Annotated in this window: 16 protein-coding genes; 8 read left to right on the top strand and 8 right to left on the bottom strand. The window is 73.2% G+C overall.

The genetic code is table 11. The annotated features are described in order from the left end of the window. Positions 1-82: 82 nt before the first annotated feature. A complete protein-coding gene (locus tag AC3D3D_RS05440) occupies positions 83-1,303 on the bottom strand; it encodes a hypothetical protein (RefSeq protein WP_463661173.1) in 1,221 nt (406 codons plus the stop codon). 153 nt (positions 1,304-1,456) lie between these two features. Continuing rightward, on the bottom strand, positions 1,457-2,116 hold the full coding sequence (locus tag AC3D3D_RS05435; RefSeq protein WP_463661174.1) for a hypothetical protein: 660 nt from the start codon (positions 2,114-2,116) through the stop codon (positions 1,457-1,459). Between the two features lie 199 nt (positions 2,117-2,315). Here AC3D3D_RS05435 and allB point away from each other — a divergent pair, with 199 nt between their 5' ends. Further along, complete coding sequence (gene allB, locus AC3D3D_RS05430; protein WP_463661175.1) at positions 2,316-3,833, top strand: allantoinase AllB; 1,518 nt, start codon at positions 2,316-2,318, stop codon at positions 3,831-3,833. Positions 3,834-3,874: 41 nt separating this feature from the next. On the opposite strand, the gene AC3D3D_RS05425 is transcribed toward allB, so the two are convergent. After that, on the bottom strand, positions 3,875-4,720 hold the full coding sequence (locus AC3D3D_RS05425; protein ID WP_463661176.1) for a bifunctional allantoicase/(S)-ureidoglycine aminohydrolase: 846 nt from the start codon (positions 4,718-4,720) through the stop codon (positions 3,875-3,877). 220 nt (positions 4,721-4,940) lie between these two features. On the opposite strand from AC3D3D_RS05425, the gene uraD reads away from it, so the two are divergent. From uraD to xdhC, 5 genes are all read left to right on the top strand, one after another. After that, entirely contained in the window at positions 4,941-5,438 is a 498-nt protein-coding gene (gene uraD / locus AC3D3D_RS05420; RefSeq protein WP_463661177.1) for a 2-oxo-4-hydroxy-4-carboxy-5-ureidoimidazoline decarboxylase, read from the top strand. Further along, positions 5,435-5,773 (top strand): hydroxyisourate hydrolase, encoded by a 339-nt coding sequence (uraH, locus tag AC3D3D_RS05415; RefSeq protein WP_463661178.1) that lies wholly within the window; start codon positions 5,435-5,437, stop codon positions 5,771-5,773. Before uraD ends, uraH begins: the two co-directional genes overlap by 4 nt. Positions 5,774-6,028: 255 nt before the next feature. Then, a complete protein-coding gene (locus AC3D3D_RS05410) occupies positions 6,029-7,606 on the top strand; it encodes a xanthine dehydrogenase small subunit (RefSeq protein WP_463661179.1) in 1,578 nt (525 codons plus the stop codon). Continuing rightward, positions 7,603-10,041 carry a xanthine dehydrogenase molybdopterin binding subunit gene (xdhB, locus tag AC3D3D_RS05405; protein WP_463661180.1) on the top strand — a complete coding sequence of 813 codons (2,439 nt, stop codon included), beginning with the start codon at positions 7,603-7,605 and terminating at the stop codon, positions 10,039-10,041. The genes AC3D3D_RS05410 and xdhB overlap by 4 nt, the downstream gene beginning before the upstream one ends. After that, a complete protein-coding gene (gene xdhC, locus AC3D3D_RS05400) occupies positions 10,041-10,928 on the top strand; it encodes a xanthine dehydrogenase accessory protein XdhC (RefSeq protein WP_463661181.1) in 888 nt (295 codons plus the stop codon). Before xdhB ends, xdhC begins: the two co-directional genes overlap by 1 nt. Before the next feature lie 147 nt (positions 10,929-11,075). On the opposite strand, the gene AC3D3D_RS05395 is transcribed toward xdhC, so the two are convergent. The 4 genes from AC3D3D_RS05395 to AC3D3D_RS05380 form a co-directional block, all read right to left on the bottom strand. Continuing rightward, the gene (locus AC3D3D_RS05395; protein ID WP_463661182.1) at positions 11,076-12,431 is read right to left on the bottom strand and encodes an 8-oxoguanine deaminase; all 1,356 of its coding nucleotides are present in this window, start codon (positions 12,429-12,431) and stop codon (positions 11,076-11,078) included. Between the two features lie 116 nt (positions 12,432-12,547). After that, a complete protein-coding gene (locus tag AC3D3D_RS05390) occupies positions 12,548-13,864 on the bottom strand; it encodes an NCS2 family permease (RefSeq protein ID WP_463661352.1) in 1,317 nt (438 codons plus the stop codon). Between the two features lie 350 nt (positions 13,865-14,214). Further along, positions 14,215-15,519, bottom strand: coding sequence for a guanine deaminase (gene guaD / locus AC3D3D_RS05385; protein ID WP_463661183.1), 1,305 nt, complete (start codon positions 15,517-15,519; stop codon positions 14,215-14,217). A gap of 256 nt (positions 15,520-15,775) precedes the next feature. Continuing rightward, on the bottom strand, positions 15,776-16,297 hold the full coding sequence (locus AC3D3D_RS05380; RefSeq protein ID WP_463661184.1) for a nucleoside deaminase: 522 nt from the start codon (positions 16,295-16,297) through the stop codon (positions 15,776-15,778). Positions 16,298-16,575: 278 nt separating this feature from the next. Here AC3D3D_RS05380 and pucL point away from each other — a divergent pair, with 278 nt between their 5' ends. Beyond that, positions 16,576-17,511 (top strand): factor-independent urate hydroxylase, encoded by a 936-nt coding sequence (gene pucL, locus AC3D3D_RS05375; RefSeq protein ID WP_463661185.1) that lies wholly within the window; start codon positions 16,576-16,578, stop codon positions 17,509-17,511. A 50-nt stretch (positions 17,512-17,561) separates the two neighbouring features. Beyond that, the gene (locus tag AC3D3D_RS05370; RefSeq protein WP_463661186.1) at positions 17,562-19,208 is read left to right on the top strand and encodes a nucleobase:cation symporter-2 family protein; all 1,647 of its coding nucleotides are present in this window, start codon (positions 17,562-17,564) and stop codon (positions 19,206-19,208) included. 68 nt (positions 19,209-19,276) lie between these two features. Here the strand turns inward: AC3D3D_RS05370 and AC3D3D_RS05365 are convergent, their stop codons facing one another. After that, positions 19,277-19,777: a SufE family protein gene (locus AC3D3D_RS05365; RefSeq protein WP_463661187.1), complete on the bottom strand. Its 501-nt coding sequence runs from the start codon at positions 19,775-19,777 to the stop codon at positions 19,277-19,279. Positions 19,778-19,781 lie beyond the last annotated feature (4 nt).

Below are 19,781 nucleotides of genomic sequence, written 5' to 3'. Positions count from 1 at the left end.
GGGAGACCTTGGTCGCGTTCGCGTTCGCGTTCGCGTTCGTGTTCGCGCCGGCGACGGCCGACGGTCGGCGCGCCGCCCGCACCTAACGGTTGCCGAGGTACGGCGGGACCTGCCACCGCACCGGCACGCCGTGCGGCCCGGCGCCGGCCACGGCGGCGCGGTACAGGTCGAGGAGGCGGAAGTGGAGCAGGGTTCCCAGCGACTTGGCCCGCGTCCCGTCGGACGTCTCGAGCCGCACGTCGGCGACGACCGGGCTCGCGGGATCGATGCCGTGCGCGAGCACGTCGGCGATGAAGGCGTCGTCCGCACTGGGTCCCTCGCGTCGGAGGCCCGAGACGAACGTCGCTGTGTGCTCGACCGGCAGGTCGAGCCGCAGAACGAGCGAGAGCGAGGTGACCATCGCCCAGGCGTACGTCGTGTCGCGCAGCTGCACGCCGGCGTCGTCGATGCGCACGAGGGGCGCCTCGCCCGCCGTCCCGCCGCGACGGCCCAACAGCCGCCCGAGCAGACCGCCGGAGGACCCATCGCCCGAGGCGCCCCGGCCGTCCCCGGAACGGAGTACCGCGGGCGGCGGGTCCTCGGCAAGCCGGGCGAGAAGGTGCTCGCGGTACGCCACCGCGTCCTCCTGCGGGAGGACGTCGGGCTCGGCGCCGATCCAGGGCGACGGGAGCGGCGGCGCGTCGCCGAGCCAGGGGAGCGGATGGTTCTCGGCGTCCTCCCATCGTCCGCCGGCGGCGAGCCATTCCGTGGTGGGCTCGGACCACGGGTCGGCCTCGACGTCGGACGGACCCCAGGCGACCTCGGCACGGCCCTGGCAGGCGAGCCAGAGGGAGGCGTGCAGCCCGGCGACCTGGAACAGGCGCACGCCGTCGATCAGGACGACGACCGGCCCGGCAGCGACGTCGAGGGTGATCGAGGCATCGACCACCCGGGTCGCGTCCGTGGCGGCCGCGATCGCCGTCGCCACGTTCGGATGGCTCGCGTACGGCCGCAGCTCGAGCAACCGGTCCCGCGCCGCTTGCTCCTCCTCCGGGGGCAGCAGGCCGGCAACCTGCACGACGGCGCCGCGGATGTCCTCGAACGGCCAGAAGTGGCTCCCCGCGTCGAGGCCGACGTGCTCGGTGACGACGACGGTGAGCGGACCGGGTGGTTCGGCCTGGCTGCCGACGACCACCGAGCCGCTGGAGGTCGCGACGGCCGAGGTCGGCTGGATCTGCTCGAGATGGGAGTTGTCGCGGGCGATGATCCAGGCGGCGAGCTCGGCGGTGTCGAGGTGCTGCGCGGCGGGCATCAGGGGCTGCACGGAGGTCCTTCCGGAGGGCGTGCGTCGACCGTATCGAGGACTCACGGGTCGCGAGGCAGGGCCGCCGGGCACGGGTACCCCGGTCGCCCCGGGCCGCGGGAGCGGTTCCGGCGTCGAGCGGGGTCGAGCGTGCGCCGTGCCCTCGGACGCGCCTCAGCCCGTGATGTCGCGGACCCGCTGACCGCGCGGGGCGAGCTCGGTGTCGAGCACCTCGCGCAGCCGGGCGAGCTCGCCGGGCTCGCGATCGTCCAGCTCGACGCGCACGTGCGGGGCGCCCTCGCCGGTGCGCACCGCGGCCGCCTGGCGCGGCGTCGTCGTGCGCTCGAGCGTGGAACGGGGATCGGTGAGCAGGAGCCGCACGACGGCGGAGGACCGGCCCGGTCCCGTCTCGCCCGCACGCTCCTCGCCCGGCTCCGCGGGCCGCGCGGGGCGCGACATCTCCACGCCCGCGATCTCCGGCCAGGGGATCGCCAGGCCGCCGGGACCGACCAGCGTCGAGTCCGTGACGACGAGGTCGATCGCGTCCGCCCCGGTGCGCCGCTCGCCCCGCAGCCGGGCCAGCGCTACCAGCGCGCCGCCCGCACCGAGCACGCCGACCACGCCCAGGAGGGCGATCATGAAGAGGCGGCGGGTCACCTCGCCGGTGACGATCCCGGCGATGCACACGAGCGCCAGCGCTCCGAACCCGACCAGGGCGAGGACCTGCTTGCGCACCTTCCGGCGGTGGACGGCGGGGTCGGCCTCGAGCCGGACCAGCTCGCCGCCACGGGCGGCGCCCGCCCCGTCACCCTGCCCGACGGCGTCGCTCGTCATGCGTTCCCCTCGCCCCTCGTCCTTCCTGGCAGGGCGAGGCTAGCCGGGCACCGGCTCGCCGGTCAGGTCCGCCCGTCCTCGACGGGGCCGTCCCACTCACCTAGAATTCCGGTAAGCAGAAAGCACGTACCGATATGCGGAAGTCGCTCCTGGCAGGATGGCGGTGGCGAGCATGCCGGAGAGGATCGAGGGAGATCAGATGAGCGAGGAGACCGCCGAACGGACGGGCGCGCCCGAGGGCGCGCGCCGCGTCGTCGCCGAGGTCAACGACCCCGCACGCATCCGCGAGCAGATCCGCGCCTACCGCGCGGAGCACGGCCTGGCCGACGGGGATGCCGCCGCGCCCGCAGTCCCGGCGCCGGAGCGCGCCACGGACGGCACGGACACCCTCGACCTCGTCGTCCGCGGCCGGCGCGTCCTCGGCCCCGACGGCATCGCCCCGCTCGAGATCGGGGTGCGCGGGGGCGAGATCGTCCAGGTCGAGCCCCTCGGCGCCGGCCTGACGGCGGGGGAGGTCGTCGAGCTGGCCGACGACGAGGTGCTCATTCCCGGTCTCGTCGACGCCCACGTCCACGTCAACGAGCCCGGCCGCACCGAGTGGGAGGGCTTCACCAGCGCCACCCGGGCCGCGGCCGCCGGCGGCGTGACCACCATCATCGACATGCCGCTCAACTCCATCCCCTCGACCGTCAACCGGCCGGCACTGGAGTACAAGCGCCTCGTCGCCGAGCCGCAGGCCTTCGTCGACGTCGGCTTCTGGGGCGGGGCCGTCCCCGGCAACCTGCCCGACCTGGCCGAGCTCCACGAGGACGGCGTCTTCGGCTTCAAGTGCTTCCTCTCCGGCTCCGGGGTCGACGAGTTCCCGCACCTCGAGGCCGACGAGCTCGAGGAGCACCTCGGCGAGCTCGCCCGCATCGGCGCGATGATGATCGTGCACGCCGAGGACGACCGCTCGATCGGCCGCGCCCCGCAGTGCTCGGGAGCCGGGTACTCCGGCTTCCTCGCCTCGCGCCCGCGCGGGGCCGAGAACCTCGCGATCGCCCAGCTCGTCGAACGTGCTCGCTGGACCGGCGCGCGCGCCCACGTCCTGCACCTGTCCTCCTCCGACGCGCTGCCGATGATCCGCAGCGCCAAGGCCGACGGCGTGGACATCTCCGCCGAGACCTGCCCGCACTACCTCGCGCTGACCGCCGAGGACGTCGCCGACGGGGCGACGTCCTTCAAGTGCTGCCCGCCCATCCGCGAGGGCGCCAACCGGGACCTGCTCTGGGAGGGCCTGCTCGACGGCACGATCGACTACGTGGCCAGCGACCACTCGCCGTCGACGGTCGACCTCAAGGACCTCGAGAACGGCGACTTCGCCGTCGCCTGGGGCGGCATCTCCTCGGTCCAGCTCGGGCTGTCGATCGTGTGGACCGAGGCGCGGCGCCGCGGCATCGCCCTCGAGCAGGTCGTGGAGTGGATGTCGGCCCGGCCCGCCGCCCGGGTGGGCCTGGGGCGCAAGGGGGGCATCGCCGTCGGGAAGGACGCCGACCTCGCCGTGCTCGCCCCCGACGACGACTTCACCGTGGTGGCCAAGGAGCTGCGGCACCGCAACCCCATCTCCGCCTACGACGGACGTGAGCTGACCGGGATCGTGCGGCGCACCTTCGTGCGTGGCGCCGAGGTCGACGACGACGACCCGCGCGGCCGGCTGCTGCACCGCGGCGAGGGCTGAACCCGGGTGCGGCGCCGCCGTCGCGGCGCCGCGCCAACGCCTCAGCGGTGCATGCCGCCCAGGCCCAGCGGCACGTGCCGGTTGACGTCCTTGTAGAGCAGGTAGCGGAACGGGGCCGGCCCGCCGGCGTAGCAGGCCTGCGGGCAGAAGGCGCGCAGCCACATGAAGTCCCCGGCCTGCACCTCCACCCAGTCCTCGTTGAGCCGGTACACGGCCTGGCCCTCGAGCACGTACAGGCCGTGCTCCATCACGTGCGTCTCGGCGAAGGGGATGATCCCGCCGGGCTGGAAGGTCACGATCGTCACGTGCATGTCGTGCCGGACGTCGGCCGGGTCCACGAAGCGGCTCGTCGCCCAGCGTCCCTCGGTGCCCGGCATCGCGGTGGGGGTGACGTCGCGCTCGTTCGTCACGAAGGACTTCGGGGCGTCGACGCCCTCGACGCGCTGGTAGATCTTGCGGATCCACATGAACCGGGCCGCCTCGGCGCCGTGGTTGACGACCGTCCAGGTCTCGCCCGGGGCGAGGAAGGCGTACCCGCCCGGGGCGAGGCGGTGCTCGGCGGCCTCCGTCCCGACCGTGAGGGTGAGCTCGCCCTCCATGACGAACAGCACGGCCTCGGCCTCCGGGTCGTCCTCGGGCCGCTGCGAGCCGCCGCCGGGGGAGACCTCGACGAGATACTGGGAGAAGGTCTCGGCGAAGCCGGTGAGCGGGCGGGCGAGGATCCACAGCCGGGTGCCGTCCCAGTGCGGCAGGATCGAGGCGACGATGTCCCGCTGCGTGCCGCGCGGGATGACGGCGTAGGCCTCGCGGAACATCGCGCGGTCGGTCAGCAGGTCGGTCTGGGGCGGGTGGCCGCCGTGGGTGGCCCAGTACGTCGGCTCGGTCATCGGTGCTCCTCCAGGGCTCGCGGTGATGGGCCGGCGGCCGGGCGCCACCGGTGGCACGCCGGACATGGTGGCACGGGGCGTGCCGCGCATGTCCGGTCGGGCCGGCGGTCCGACCCGCACGCCGCCGGGCGGCGATGCTGTTGACAGCGCCGAAGCAGGTCCCATACCTTCATCTGACGGAAGGTGTCTTCCGATATCCGAAACTAGCAGGGGTTGCTCCATGACGACCACACTGACCACGTTCAACGAGGACACCGCGCTCGCCCGCGACCTGCTCCTGGCCTGCGTTCGGGTGCCGCGCTGGGCCGAGGAGATCCTCGCGGGCCGCCCGTACGCGAGCGTCGACGACGTCGTCCGTGCGGCCGAGCGCGCGGCCGAGCCGTGGACCGACGAGGAGGTCGACGGTGCCCTCGCCCGTCACCCCCGGATCGGCGAGAAGGCGGTCGGCGACGACCCGGACGCCGCGCACTCGGCGCGCGAGCAGTCGGGGGTCGACGGTCGCGACGCCGACGTCGTCGAGCGGCTGCGCGCCGGCAACGTCGCCTACGAGGAGCGGTTCGGCCACGTCTTCCTCGTCCGTGCCGCCGGGCGCGACGCCGAGGAGATCCTCGGCCAGCTCGAGCAGCGCCTGACGAACGACGCCGCCACCGAGCGGCGCAACGCGGCCCAGCAGCTGCGTGAGATCGCCGTCCTTCGACTCCAGGGAGAGCTCGCATGACCTCGCACGTCACCACCCACGTCCTCGACGCCGTCACCGGGATCCCGGCCGCCGGCGTCGGCGTCCGCCTCGCCCGCGTCGAGGGCGACTCGGCGACCGAGGTCGCCTCCGGCGTCACCGACGCCGACGGGCGCAACAAGCAGCTCGGGCCGGAGCGCCTCGAGCCGGGCACCTACCGGATCAGCTTCGCCACCGGGGAGTACTTCCGCGCCCAGGGGCGCGAGACGTTCTTCCCCGCCGTCAACATCGACTTCCTCGTCGAGGCCGGGCGCGACCACTACCACGTGCCCTGCCTGCTCAGCCCCTTCGCCTACTCCACCTACCGCGGGAGCTGACGGGCGGTCGGGGCGACGATGCCCCGACCCGCCTCTCGGGGCTGCCGGACCGGCGGGGCGACGATGCCTCGCCGGCCGGCGAGACCTTCACGATACGGAAACACTCTTTCGAAATCTTGCCGCGGCCGCGCGTCACCGCGTAGCATGTCGGCACACGCCGGGGTCGCTGTGGGGCCCGGACGGTGGACGCATCGACCGGAAGGTCGGGGACGCGCGAACCGCCCCACGACAACCAGCTCGACAAGGAAGTGAGCCATGGGCAGCATCACGGTGAACGTCAACGGGTCGGACCGGGAGCTCTCGGGCACGCCCGTGCACACCAACCTCCTCGACTTCCTGCGCGAGCAGGGCCTGACCGGCGCCAAGGAGGGCTGCGCGGAGGGCGAGTGCGGGGCCTGCGCGGTCCTGGTCGCCCGGCCCGACGGCGAGGGTGGCACGCGGTGGACCTCGGTCAACGCCTGCCTCCCGCCCGCACTCGCCTACGACGGCCAGGAGATCGTCACCGCCGAGGGCCTGGGCACCGCCCCGGGCGCGTGCGCCACCGAGGACCTGCACCCGGTGCAGCGCGAGATGGCCGACCGCGGCGGCTCGCAGTGCGGCTACTGCACGCCGGGCTTCATCTGCTCGATGGCCGCGGAGTACTACCGCCCCGAGCGCGCCGGCACGGCGCCCGCACCGGAGGTCAACCTCGCCGCCGGCACCGACGGCGCCGAGCTCGCGGCCACCCCCGAGGGCACGACGACGGTGGTCGCCACCGAGGAGGCCGGCGTCGACCCCACCGACGCCCACGCCCACGAGGTCGGCCCCAACGGCTTCGACATCCACTCCCTGTCCGGCAACCTGTGCCGCTGCACCGGGTACCGACCCATCCGCGACGCCGCCTACGCCCTGGGCTCGCCCGAGGAGGGTGACCCCTTCGCCGAGCGGCGCGCGCATGCCGCACCCGGCCCCGTCCCCACCAGCTACGTGCACGGCGAGGCCGAGTTCACCCGCCCCGCCACGCTGACCGAGGTGCTCGACCGCCTCGCCGAGGAGCCCGACGCGCAGATCGTCGCCGGCTCCACCGACCTCGGCGTCGAGCTCAACATCCGGCACACCCGGCCCGGCACGATCGTCGCGATCGACCGGCTCGAGGAGCTGCGCCGGATCGAGACCACCGAGACGCACGTCGAGATCGGCGCCGCCGTCACCCTCTCGGAGATCGAGCGCACCCTCGACGGCAGCGTCCCGCTGCTGGCCGAGCTCTTCCCCCAGTTCGCCTCCCGCCTCATCCGCAACGGCGCCACGCTGGGCGGCAACCTCGGCACCGGCTCGCCGATCGGCGACGCCCCGCCGGCGCTGCTCGCCCTCGACGCCGCCCTCGTGCTCGCCTCGCGCGCGGGGGAGCGCAGCGTGCCGCTCGCGGAGTACTTCACCGGCTACCGGCAGACCGTGCGCGAGCCCGGCGAGCTCATCAAGGCGGTGCGCATCCCGCTGCCGCTGGCCCCGACCACCGCCTTCTACAAGATCGCCAAGCGCCGCTTCGACGACATCTCCAGCGTCGCCGTGGCCATCGCGGCCGACCTGTCCGGCGACGTCGTCAACGACATCCGTATCGGCGTCGGCGGCATCGCCGCCACCCCGGTCCGTGCGCTGGCCACCGAGGAGGCCCTGCGCGGGCGGCCCTGGACCGAGGAGACCGTCAGCGCGGCCGCCGAGGTCATGGCCGGCGAGGGCACACCCATGGACGACCACCGCGCGAGCTCGCGCTACCGCAGCGCGATGCTGGGCCAGGCCCTGTGCCGCTTCTACGTCGAGAACACCCGAGCCAAGGTCATGGAGGTGGCCCGATGAGCTCCCTGTCCGAGCGTCCCGTCAACCCGGTCGTGGGCCGCAGCGTCCCGCACGAGAGCGCCGCCGAGCACGTCACCGGGACCGCGCTGTACACCGACGACCTGACGATCTCCACCGCCGGCGTGCTGCACGCCTGGCCCGTCCAGGCGCCCCACGCCCACGCCACCATCGTCTCGCTGCGCCCCGAGCCGGCCTACGAGGTCCCCGGCGTCGTGCGCGTGCTCACCGCCGACGACGTCCCCGGCGTCAACGACTCCGGCACGAAGGCCGACGAGCCCCTCTTCCCGCCGGTGGTCATGCACCACGGGCACGCCGTGTGCTGGGTGCTCGGCGAGACCCTCGAGGCCGCCCGCCTGGGCGCCGAGGCCGTCGAGGTCGAGTACGAGCCCCTGCCCTCCACGCTCACCCTCACCGAGGCGATCGAGCGGGAGGCCTTCCAGGGCGCCCAGCCCACGGTGCGCCGCGGCGACGCCGCGACCGGGCTGGAGTCCTCCGCGCACCGCTTCACCGGCGAGTTCGAGTTCGCCGGCCAGGAGCACTTCTACCTGGAGACCCAGGCGGCGCTGGCGAAGATCGACGAGGGCGGACAGGTCTTCGTCCAGTCCTCCACCCAGCACCCCTCGGAGACGCAGGAGATCATCGCCCACGTCCTCGGCCTGCACAACCACGCGGTGACCGTGCAGTCGCTGCGCATGGGCGGCGGGTTCGGCGGCAAGGAGGCCCAGGCCAACGGCCTCGCCGCCGTCGCCGCCCTCGGTGCGGCGCTGACCGGGCGCCCGGTGCGGGCGCGGCTCACCCGTACCCAGGACCTGACGATGACCGGCAAGAGGCACGGCTTCCACGCCTCGTGGGAGATCGGCTTCGACGCCGAGGGGCACATCCAGGCCCTGCGGGCCACCCTCACGGCCGACGGCGGCTGGTCCCTCGACCTGTCCGAGCCGGTCCTCGCCCGTGCCCTGTGCCACGTCGACAACGCGTACTACATCCCCGACGCGGAGATCCACGGCCGCATCGCGCAGACGAACAAGACCTCCAACACCGCTTTCCGCGGCTTCGGCGGCCCCCAGGGCGCGCTCGTCATGGAGGACATCCTCGGACGCTGCGCCCCGCTGCTCGGGCTCGACCCGGCCGAGCTGCGCCGGCGCAACCTCTACCGGCCCGGCCAGTCCACCCCCTACGGGATGCCGGTGCGGCACGCGGAGCGCCTCGAGACGATCTGGCAGCAGGCGCTGGAGTCCTCCGACCACGCCGAGCGCTCGCGCCAGGTCGAGGAGTTCAACGCCACCCACACGCACACCAAGCGCGCCATCGCGATGACGCCGGTGAAGTTCGGCATCTCCTTCAACCTCACCGCCTTCAACCAGGCCGGCGCGCTGGTGCACGTCTACAAGGACGGCTCGGTGCTCATCAACCACGGTGGCACCGAGATGGGGCAGGGCCTGCACACCAAGATGCGCCAGGTCGCCGCCACCGCCCTGGGCGTCGAGCTCAGCGACGTCCGGCTCGCCCCCACGCGGACCGACAAGGTGCCCAACACCTCCGCGACGGCCGCCAGCACCGGCGCCGACCTCAACGGCGGCGCGGTGAAGAACGCCTGCGAGCAGATCCGGTCCAACATGGCCGAGGTCGCCGCCCGTCACTTCGACGCGCACCCCGAGGACGTGCGGTTCTCCGGGTCCGAGGTCACCGTCCTGGGCAGGGCGGACGCGTCGATGACCTTCGCCGAGCTCGCCCGCAAGGCCTACTTCCAGCGCGTCCCGCTGTTCGCCGCCGGCTACTTCCGCACCCCGGGCCTGCACTGGGACGCCAAGACCTTCCAGGGCGAGCCGTTCCGCTACTTCGCCTACGGCGTCGCGGTCGCCGAGGTCGAGGTCGACGGCTTCTCCGGTGCCTACCGCTTCCTGCGCACGGACATCGTCCACGACGTCGGCGACAGCCTCTCCCCGCTCATCGACGTCGGTCAGATCGAGGGCGGCTACGTCCAGGGCGTCGGGTGGCTCACCCAGGAGGAGCTGGTCTGGGACCTCTCGGACACCGAGAAGCGCGGGCGGCTGGCCACCCAGGCAGCGAGCACCTACAAGCTGCCCAGCTTCTCCGAGATGCCCGAGCAGCTCAACGTGCACCTGCTCGAGCGCGCCGAGGAGAGCGGCGTCGTCTACGGCTCCAAGGCCGTCGGCGAGCCGCCGCTACTGCTGTCCTTCGCGGTGCGCGAGGCGCTGCGCCAGGCCGCCGCGGCGTTCGGCGCCCCGGGGCAGGAGACCCGGCTCGCGTGCCCGTCGACCCCCGAGGGCGTCTACTGGGCCGTCGAGCAGGCGCGGTCCTCGCTGCCGCACATGCACGGTGCGGTGCCCACCCCGACGCGGCAGCGCACCGACGTCGCCCCGAGCCCCAACGTCGCCGGCATCCCCAGCCCGGCGCCGGTCGCGAGGGTCTGATGGACTGGCTCGCGGCGCTCACGCACCTGCGGGCCACCTCCGTGCCCGCGGTGCTCGTCACCGTGCTGTCCGTGCGCGGTCACGCCCCGCGCGAGGCCGGCGCCAAGATGGTCGTGACCGCGGAGCAGACCTGGGGCAGCGTCGGCGGCGGCAACCTCGAGGCGAGCGTCATCGACCGCGCCGTCGAGATGGTGGCCGAGGGTGCGGGGCGGCCCGAGCAGATGGAGTTCTCCCTCAACGAGCACGTGGAGAACGTCCACGGCACCCAGTGCTGCGGGGGAGAGGTGGTCGTGCTGCTCGAACCCTTCGGTGCGCGCCGAGCGGTGGCCGTCTTCGGCATGGGGCACGTCGGCATCGAGCTGGCCCGCATCCTCGCCCGGCTGCCGATCTCGCTGCACCTGGTCGACTCCCGGACCGAGATGGTCGCCGAGGAGCGGCTCGCCGGCGTCGTCGGGGCGGCGACGGTGCACGCGCACCACGCACCGGCGCCGGAGACCGTGCTGCGCTCCCTCCCGGCGGGCGCGCACGTGGTCATCATGTCCCACGACCACTCCGAGGATCTGTTCCTCTGCGAGGCCGCGATCACCCGCGGCGACCTCGGCGGCATCGGGCTCATCGGGTCGCGGGCGAAGTGGACCCGCTTCCGCAAGCGGCTGCGCGAGGCCGGCCACGACGACGCCGCGATCGACCGCATCCACAGTCCCATCGGGATCCCGGGCATCACCGGCAAGGAGCCCGAGGTCATCGCCATCTCGGCCGCCGCCGCGCTCGTGCGGGCGATGCAGGACGACGAGGCCGTGGCCCCGGAGGCCGGCGGCCCGTCGCCGAACGACGTCGCGACCCTGCCGGCCGTGTGGGCCGGCGCGAGCGCCCTGCCCCAGGGGTAGCCCGGGAACGCGCCGAGCCTCGCGCCCCGGGTGCTCGCCCTCCGCACGGAGGGCGAGCACCCGGGCGGAGGGCGCCGCAGGACCGGACGACGACGGCGGGTCGCCGGGCGTGCCCCGCCCGGCGACCCGCCAGTCTCGGCAGCCGGTTCAGCCGGCGACGAGGGCGCGGGCCGCGGCCGAGTGCTCCGCGACGAGCGCGGGGACGTCGAGGCCGACGACCTCACCGTCCGTGACGCGCCACCGCCCGCCGACCATCACCCGGTCCGCCCGCTGTGCCCCGCACAGCAGCAGGGCCGCCAGCGGGTCGTGGCTGCCCGAGAACTGCAGGTCGTCCAGCGTGAACATCGCCAGGTCCGCCTGCCGGCCCACGGCCAGCTCGCCCAGGTCCTCGCGCCCGAGCGCCCGGGCGGACCCGCGGGTGGCCCAGGACAGGGCGCGGCGCACGGTGATGCGGTCGGCGCCGTAGTGCAGCCGCTGGAGGTACATCGCCTGGCGCACCTCGGCGATCATGTTCGACCCGTCGTTCGACGCCGACCCGTCGACCCCGATGCCGAGCGGCACGCCGGCGTCCTCGAGCTCGGCGCCCCGGCAGACCCCCGAGGCGAGGCGCATGTTCGACGAGGGGCAGTGCGCGACGGCGGTGCCGGCCGCGCCGAGCCGAGCGATCTCGTCGTCGTCGAAGTGGATGCCGTGGGCGAGCCAGGTGCGGTCGCTCAGCCAGCCGACCGACTCGAGGTAGTCCACGGTGCGCATCCCGAAGCGCTCGAGGCAGAAGTCCTGCTCGTCGTCGGTCTCGGCCAGGTGGGTGTGCAGGCGCACGTCCTCGGCCGCGGCCAGCTCGGCGCTGTCGCGCATGATCGAGGTCGTCACCGAGAACGGTGAGCAGGGGGCCAGGGCGATCTGCACCTGCGCGCCGGGGCCCCTCTCGTGGTGGGTGGCGATGAGCCGCCGGGAGTCGGCGAGGATGGTCTCTGGGTCCTCGACCACCGACTGCGGGGGCAACCCGCCGTCGCGCTCGCCCAGCGTCATCGACCCGCGCGTGAGCACCGCGCGCATCCCGAGCCGCCGGGTGACCTCGGCCTGGATGTCGACCGCGTCCTCGAGACCGCCGGGGAAAATGTAGTGGTGGTCGGCCGCCGTCGTGCACCCCGAGCGCAGCAGCTCGGCCATCGCCACGGTGGTGGCCAGCTCGAGGGCCCGCGGGGTGAGCCTGGCCCAGACCGGGTAGAGGTTGACCAGCCAGGGGAAGAGCGGCACGTCGGCCACCGGCGCCCAGGCCCGCGTGAGGGTCTGGTAGAAGTGATGGTGGGTGTTGATGAGGCCCGGCACGACGACGTGCCCCGAGGCGTCGAGCACCTCGTCCACCGCGATCCGGGGCCGCGCGCCGTCCGCGACAAGCTCGGCGACCGTCCCCGCCGTCGTGTCGACGACGAGGCCCCCGCCCGCGCCGGAGTCCGTGCCGGTGAAGACTGCCAGGGGGGTCTTGATCCACAGGTGGGGCATGAGCTTCTCCTGTCTCGGGTGGGGCGCCGGTCGCCCGCCGGGAGGATCGGCGGGCGACCGGCGCCGTCGGGCGGGGTCATGCGGCGGTTCGGGAGCCGGATGGTCCTTCGACGTGCTCAGACGACGAAGAAGATGTACCGGACCGCCAGGAGCGCGGCGACGATGTACAGGACGATCTGGTTGAGCTGGAACTTGCCGGTGAGGATCTTGATCGCGCAGTAGCTGATGACGCCGATGCTCACGCCGTTGGCGATGGAGAAGGTCAGCGGCATGACGATGATGGTGAGGAACGAGGGCACACCCTCGGCGATCTCGTCCCAGTCGATGTGCCGGATCCCGTCCATCATCATCGCGCCCACGAGGATGAGGACCGGGGCGGTCGCGGCCCCGGGGATGGCTCCGGCCAGGGGCCACAGGAACATCGAGGCGGCGAAGAGGACGCCGGTGAAGGTCGAGGTCAGCCCGGTGCGACCGCCGTCCTGGATGCCCGAGGCGCTCTCGACGTACGCGCTGACCGTCGAGGTGCCCATGAAGGCACCGAACATCGAGGCGACGCCGTCCATCGAGAAGGTGGTCTTCGCGCGGGGCATGTCGCCGCGCTCGTCGAGGTAGCCGGCCTTCTGCGCCAGGCCCGTCAGGGTGCCGGTAGCGTCGAAGAAGTCGACGAAGAAGAACGTGAAGACGACGCTGAAGAGGCCGATGCCGATGGCGCCGCCGATGTCCAGCTGACCGACCAGGTCCGCGGGCCACACCGGCATGGCGACGATGCCGTCGGAGAACCCGCCGAAGGCCTCCATGGCGCCGTCCGCACCGGCGTACACCTCCGAGCGGGTGACGATGGCCAGCAGCGAGGTGGCCAGCAGGCCCCACAGCAGCGCGCCACGCACCTTGAGCTGGAGCAGCACGGCGGTGACGATGAGCCCGACGACGGCGAGCCAGGCGCCCGGCTCGGAGAGGCTGCCGAGGGTGACCAGGGTGGCCTCGTCGGTGACGACCAGACCCGCGTTGCGCAGGCCGAGGAAGGCGAGGAAGCAGCCGATCCCGGCCATGATGGCGAGCTTGAGGCTCATCGGGATCGCCATGACGATCGCCTTGCGGGCGCCGGCGACGCTGAGGACGACGAACAGCACGCCGGAGATGAACACGGCGCCCAGGGCGGTCTGCCACTCCACGCCCATGCCGAGGACGACCGTGTAGGAGAAGAACGCGTTGAGGCCCATGCCCGGGGCCTGGGCGAAGGGGTAGCGGGCGATGAGCCCCATGAGGAGGCAGCCCACGGTGGCGGAGATCGCCGTCGTCATGAGGATCTGCACCTGGGAGTTCGGCACGTCGATCGCGACGCCGAGCACCTGAGGGTTGATGAACAGGATGTAGCTCATCGTGAGGAAGGTGACCAGGCCCGCGCGCAGCTCGCGCGGGACGGTGCTCCCCATCCGGGTGATGCCGAAGAACCGGTCGAACGGTCCCTTCGGCGGTGCGTCGCTCACCGGGCGGCCGGGCCTGGTGGCCGCGGCGGGCTGCTCGGCGCCGGTGGCGCCGTCGGCGGCGCCCACCTCGTCCGCGCCGGGCCCGGCCGGCGCCTGGGCGGCCGCGTGGTCGCCGGTGACGGCACGGGTACCGCGCCTGCGCTTGTCGTCCTTGCTGGGGTTCATGCTGGCCTCCATGGGCTTCGTCGCTCTGAGGACTGCAGGGGGTCGCGGACCGGATCGTCCGGGACGGCTCTGTCGTGGGATCGGGTGCGGGTCGGGTGCGGTGATGGATCAGGGTCGGGGTCGGTGCCGGGTCACGGCCGGGCGGCCGGGCCGACGGCGTCGCCGCCGACCCAGACGGTGTCGATGTCGGCGGGTGTGCCGAGGCTGAAGATCTTCGCCAGGGCGTCGCTCGCGTCCATGGCGTGGTCGAGCGCCGTGCGCAGCGTGCTCCGCGGCGCCGGGCGCAGCAGGACGGCGTCGAACTGCTTGCCGACGGACAGGTCCCCGACCTCGTCGTCGAGCTCGAGCGCCGTCGCGCCGGACCGGGTGGCCAGGTGCAGGAGGTCCGGCGCGGTCAGGCCCAGGCCCCCCGGGCGCAGCTGCTGGGTGAAGTAGGCCTGCAGTCCCTCCTTCATCAGGCAGAAGCCGTTGCCGGCGCCGACGTCGGAGCCCAGCGCCACCCGCACGCCCGCCTCGAGGTGCTCGCGCAGGGGGAACAGACCGCTGCCGAGCGAGGCGTTGGAGGTGGGGCAGTGCGAGACGGTGGACCCGGCGCCGGCCAGCACCGACAGGCCGTGCTCGGAGGGGTGGACGTTGTGGGCGAAGACGGAGCGGGGGGTGACGAGCCCGTGCCGGTCGTAGGTGTCGACGTAGTGGCGCGCGTGCGGGAACAGGTCCGCGACGTCCGCGATCTCCTGGGGGTTCTCGTTGACGTGGGTGGTGAACCACAGGTCGTCGGCGCTGCCGAGGAGCTCGCCGCAGGCGGCGAGCATCTCGTCCGTCGTCGAGAGGGCGAAACGCGGGGTCACCGCGTAGCGCAGCCGGCCGTGGCCGTGCCACCGGGCGGCGAGCTCGCGGCCCGCGGCCAGCGCCGCGTCGGGGGAGGTCAGCAGGTCCTCGCGCAGGACCCGGTCGGAGACCACCAGGCCGGAGGTGACGCGGATCCCGGTGGCGGCGGCCTGCTCGAACAGGGCGTCGACCGCACCGGGGAAGTGCGAGCCGAAGACGAGCGCGGTGGTCGTGCCGGCGCTCACGAGCCCGTCGACGAAGTCGCGGGCCACGCTGCTCGCGTAGGTGTCGTCGGCGAGGCGGGCCTCCTCGGGCAGCGCGCACCGCTCGAGCCAGTCCAGCAGCGGCATCCCGAGGCCGCCGATGACGCGGATCTGGGGGAGGTGGACGTGGGTGTCGACCATGCCGGGCAGCAGGACGCCGTCGGTGAGGTCGACGACCTCGTGGTCGGGGTGCTCGGCGCGCGCCGTGGCCAGGTCGGTGCGGGCGAGGATCCTGCCGGCCTCGACGACGAGGGCGCAGTCCTCGTCGGAGCGGAGCTCGACCGGGCGGTCGACGGCGGTCGGGTCACCGGGGGTGTCGAGCACCCGGGCGCGGTAGATGGTCATGACTGCTCCGCCGGTGTGGTGGTGCGGGGCGCGGAGGCCTGCGGTGGCGTCATCGCCGTCTGCTCCTCGATGCAGCCCGAAGGGTCGGCTGCTGACGAGGCACGGTTGGGGTCCTGCCCGGGGCCGATGGTTATCCATGCCGGGAACAACGACCTCGGTGCACAGGGACGTTAGCGCCGCGGCGGGCGGTGCGCAAGAGATTCGGAAGAAAAGTTTCATCGAACGGAAATCCGGTGGGGGTGGTGCGCGGGTGTGGCTACGTCCAGAAGCCCTCGTGCGCCTGCGCCGCCTCGTCCTCCAGGTGCGGGCCGAGCACGACGACGTCGCGCTGGCCCCGGGCGAACACCTCGCGGCAGGGCAGGTCGAGCGTGGGGTTCTCCGGGTGGGCGCCGGTCAGGGAGAGCAGGCGCGTCTCGCTCAGCGCGTACACCACCCGGTCGATCCCGCACCAGTAGGCCGCGCCGGCGCACATCGCGCACGGCTCCGCGCTCGTCCAGAGGGTCGAGCCGGCCCGGGCGTCCGGATCGAGCGCGCGTGCCGCGGTCGCGACCGCGACCAGCTCGGCGTGCCGCGTGGGATCGCCGTCGTCGCCGACGGAGCCGTTGACGGCCTCGGCGACGACGGTGCCGTCGGCGGTGGTCACCAGCGCGGCGAAGGGGTGGGCGCCGCCGGCGCGAGCCTGGTGGGAGAGGTCGATCGCGCGGCGGAGCAGCTCGACGTCGGACGGGGTCAGGGGAGTCTCGACGGGCGCCTGGGCCGGCTCGGGCGGTCGTGCCATGGTGGGTCCCTCCGTGCGGGATGCGGGATGCGCGGTGCGGCGCGTTCGGCGGCGTCGACGATGCCGGCGCGCCGCGGTGGCCACCGTAGTGCCCAACGCTTGACAGCCCTCGACCGGCGACCGTAGATTTCTGTCGCATAGTGGAGATGTCCTTCCACTACCTGAAAAAGACAACGATGTCAGGCGGTCGGAGGCCCCGACCCGCACCCCAGCTCGGCAGGCGGGTGCGAGATCGCGAGGGCCAGGCCGGACGGGCAGCGACCACCGAGGGAGTGGGCATGACCGAGAACACCACCAGCGCCACGAGCGGCATCGTCCTGGGCGAGAACCAGTACGGCAAGGCCGAGGTCCGGCTCGTCAAGGTCGACCGCGACGAGGCGCGTCACTGCATCACCGACCTCAACGTCACCTCGCAGCTGCGCGGCGACTTCACCGTGGCGCACACCGAGGGTGACAACAGCCCCGTGGTCGCGACGGACACGCAGAAGAACACGGTCTACGGCCTCGCGCGCGACGGCATCGGCTCGCCCGAGGGCTTCGCCCTGCGTCTCGCCGACCACTTCACCGGCAGCTTCGACTGGGTCACCGGCGGCCGCTGGGAGGTCAAGGAGTACGTCTGGGAGCACATCCCCACCACGCTGGCGAACAACTCCTCCGAGGGGGAGCACAACCACTCGTTCGTCCGGTCGGGCATCGAGACCCGCACCGCGCTCGTCCAGCGCGACGGCGCGGACACCTTCGTCATCGCCGGCCTGGAGGACCTCGCGGTCCTCAAGTCCACCGGCTCGGAGTTCCACGGCTTCCCGCGTGACCGGTTCACCTCGCTCGTCGAGACCGACGACCGTGTGCTGGCCACCTCGGTGACGGCGAAGTGGCGCTACCTCAACACCGGCATCGACTTCAACTCCGTCTACGACGACGTGCGCCGGATCCTGCTGGAGACCTTCGCCGACGTGCACTCGCTCGCCCTGCAGCAGACCCTGTTCGAGATGGGCAGGCGCGCGCTCGAGGCGCACCCGGAGATCGCCGAGTTCCGCTTCTCGATGCCGAACCTGCACCACTTCCTCGTCGACCTCGACCAGTACGGGCTCGACAACCCGGGCGAGGTCTTCTACGCGGCCGACCGCCCCTACGGCCTCATCGAGGCCGAGGTGCGCCGCGAGGGCCTCGCGCCCGAGCCCCGCGCCTGGGCCACCTCGGCCGGCTTCTGCTGACCCCGACCACCTCCCACGTCCCCACCACCTGAGCAAAGGAGCCCGGGAGCATGAGTACGAGCGAGACTGACGCCCTCCCCGTCGGCCGGCGGCCCGAGGACGAGCGCTACCCGGCCGGGCGCACCGTCCTGTACGGCCTCCAGCACGTGCTGACCATGCTGGGCGGGATCATCGCGCCGCCGATCATCGTGGGCCAGGCCGCCGGGCTCAGCGCGGTCGACCAGGGGATCCTCATCTCCGCGGGTCTGCTCGTCAGCGGGCTGGGCACGCTGCTGCAGACCCTGGGCCTGCCGTGGTTCGGCTCCCAGCTGCCCGTCGTCCAGGGGATCTCCTTCGTCTCCGTGTCGACCATGGTGGCGGTGGTCTCCGGCGGTGGGAGCATCACGTCCATCTTCGGCTCGGTGCTGGTCGCCGGCGCGATCGGACTGGCCGTCTCACCGTTCTTCTCCCAGGTGGTGCGATTCTTCCCACCGGTGGTCACCGGCACGATCATCACGACCATCGGGGTCTCGCTGTTCCCCGTCGCCGCCGGCTGGATGATGGGTTCCTCGGACACCGAGCCGGACTGGGGGTCGGCGGGCAACATCGGCCTGGCCATGTTCACCCTGCTCGTCATCCTCCTGCTCAGCCGCTTCGCGTCCGGGACGATCTCGCGGCTGTCGATCCTGCTCGGGCTCGTCGTCGGCACGGCCTTCGCGGCCGCGATCGGGATGGTGGACTTCTCGGCCGTCACGGAGGGTGACGTCGTCGCCCTGCCCTCGCCCTTCCACTTCGGTATGCCCACCTTCGAGGTCGGCGCCATCATCTCGATGACCGTGGTCATCTTCATCGCGATGACCGAGACCGTGGCGGACATCCTCGCCGTCGGCGAGATCATCGACACCAAGGCCGATGCGCGCCGGGTCGGTGACGGCCTGCGCTCGGACATGATCACGACCGTCGTCGCACCCGCCCTCAACACCTTCCCGGTGACGACGTTCTCCCAGAACGTCGGCCTCGTGGCGATCACCGGCATCAAGAGCCGCTTCGCCGTGGCCGCAGGCGGTGGCGTGCTCGTCCTGTTCGGACTCGTGCCGCTCCTGGGGCGCGTCGTCGCCGCCATCCCCAACCCCGTGCTCGGCGGCGCCGGGATCGTCCTCTTCGGCTCGGTCGCGGTCTCCGGGATCCGCACGCTGTCCAAGGTGAAGTACGACGGCAACCTCAACCTCACCCTCGTCGCGACCGCGCTCGCCTTCGGCGTGATCCCGATCGCGATGCCGAACTTCTACGACGACTTCCCCACCTGGGTGGGCATGATCTTCCACTCGGGCATCAGCGCCGCCGCGATCGTCGCCGTCGTCCTCAACCTGTTCTTCAACGAGATCCGGTGGGGCCGGTCGAAGGATCCCTCGGTGTTCACCGCGGGTGCGTCCGCCCGGGCCCAGGTCGCGGAGGAGGTCCAGGACCGTCGCTCCGCCTACTTCGCGCAGCTCGACGAGCGGCGGCGCGCCGAGCACACGGCGCGCGCCACGACGGAGCGGGCCGTGCGCAGCCGCGCCGGCCACGGGCGCAGGTCCGGCTCCGCGGCGGCGCTCGACACCGAGACCGACCGGTACCGGGACGCCGACGCCGTGCCGCCAACGATGGGACGGCCCGGCACGTGGTGGTCCGGGTCCGACAAGCCCTCCGACGCGCCGACCGGCACGCCCGAGCGTTGACGGACGCCGGCGCCGCCCGGACCACGGGCCGGGCTCCCCATACACCAGGGCGCCCGGCCCGCGGCCGGTCAGCGCCCGGTCGCCTCGGCCACCTGGCGCTGCACGCGGGCCAGCAGCCCGGCCATGCCGCGCAGCCGCAGCGGGCTGACGATGCCCTCGAGCGAGAGCCGGGCGGGCAGGTCGGCGGGCAGGTCGAGCACCTCGTCGACGGGTCGTCCGTCGACACCGGCGTGCAGCAGGCCCGCGAAACCGCGCGTCACCGGTGCCTGCGGCGGCGCGGACACGTGCAGGTGCACGACGTCGACGGCCGAGCCGTCGACGGCGGAGCCTGCCGCGCCGTCGGGCGTCGGGGAGCCGCCGCCCGACGGCCCGACCTCGGCGCGGACGTAGATCGGGGACTGGCACTCGCGCACCGCCTCGAGCAGGCCGGGCTCGACGCGCAGCCGCTCGGGCGGGTCGGGCAGCTCGTCGCCGAGCTCGACGAGCAGCTGGACGCGCTCCTCGGCCGGCAGCGAGGCGAGGTCCCGGGCGATCGCGGCGAGCGCGGGTGGCAGGTCCTCGTCGGTCATCGTG

Source organism: Georgenia sp. X1117 (assembly GCF_057784635.1).
This window is presented reverse-complemented; position numbering and strand designations above follow the sequence as displayed.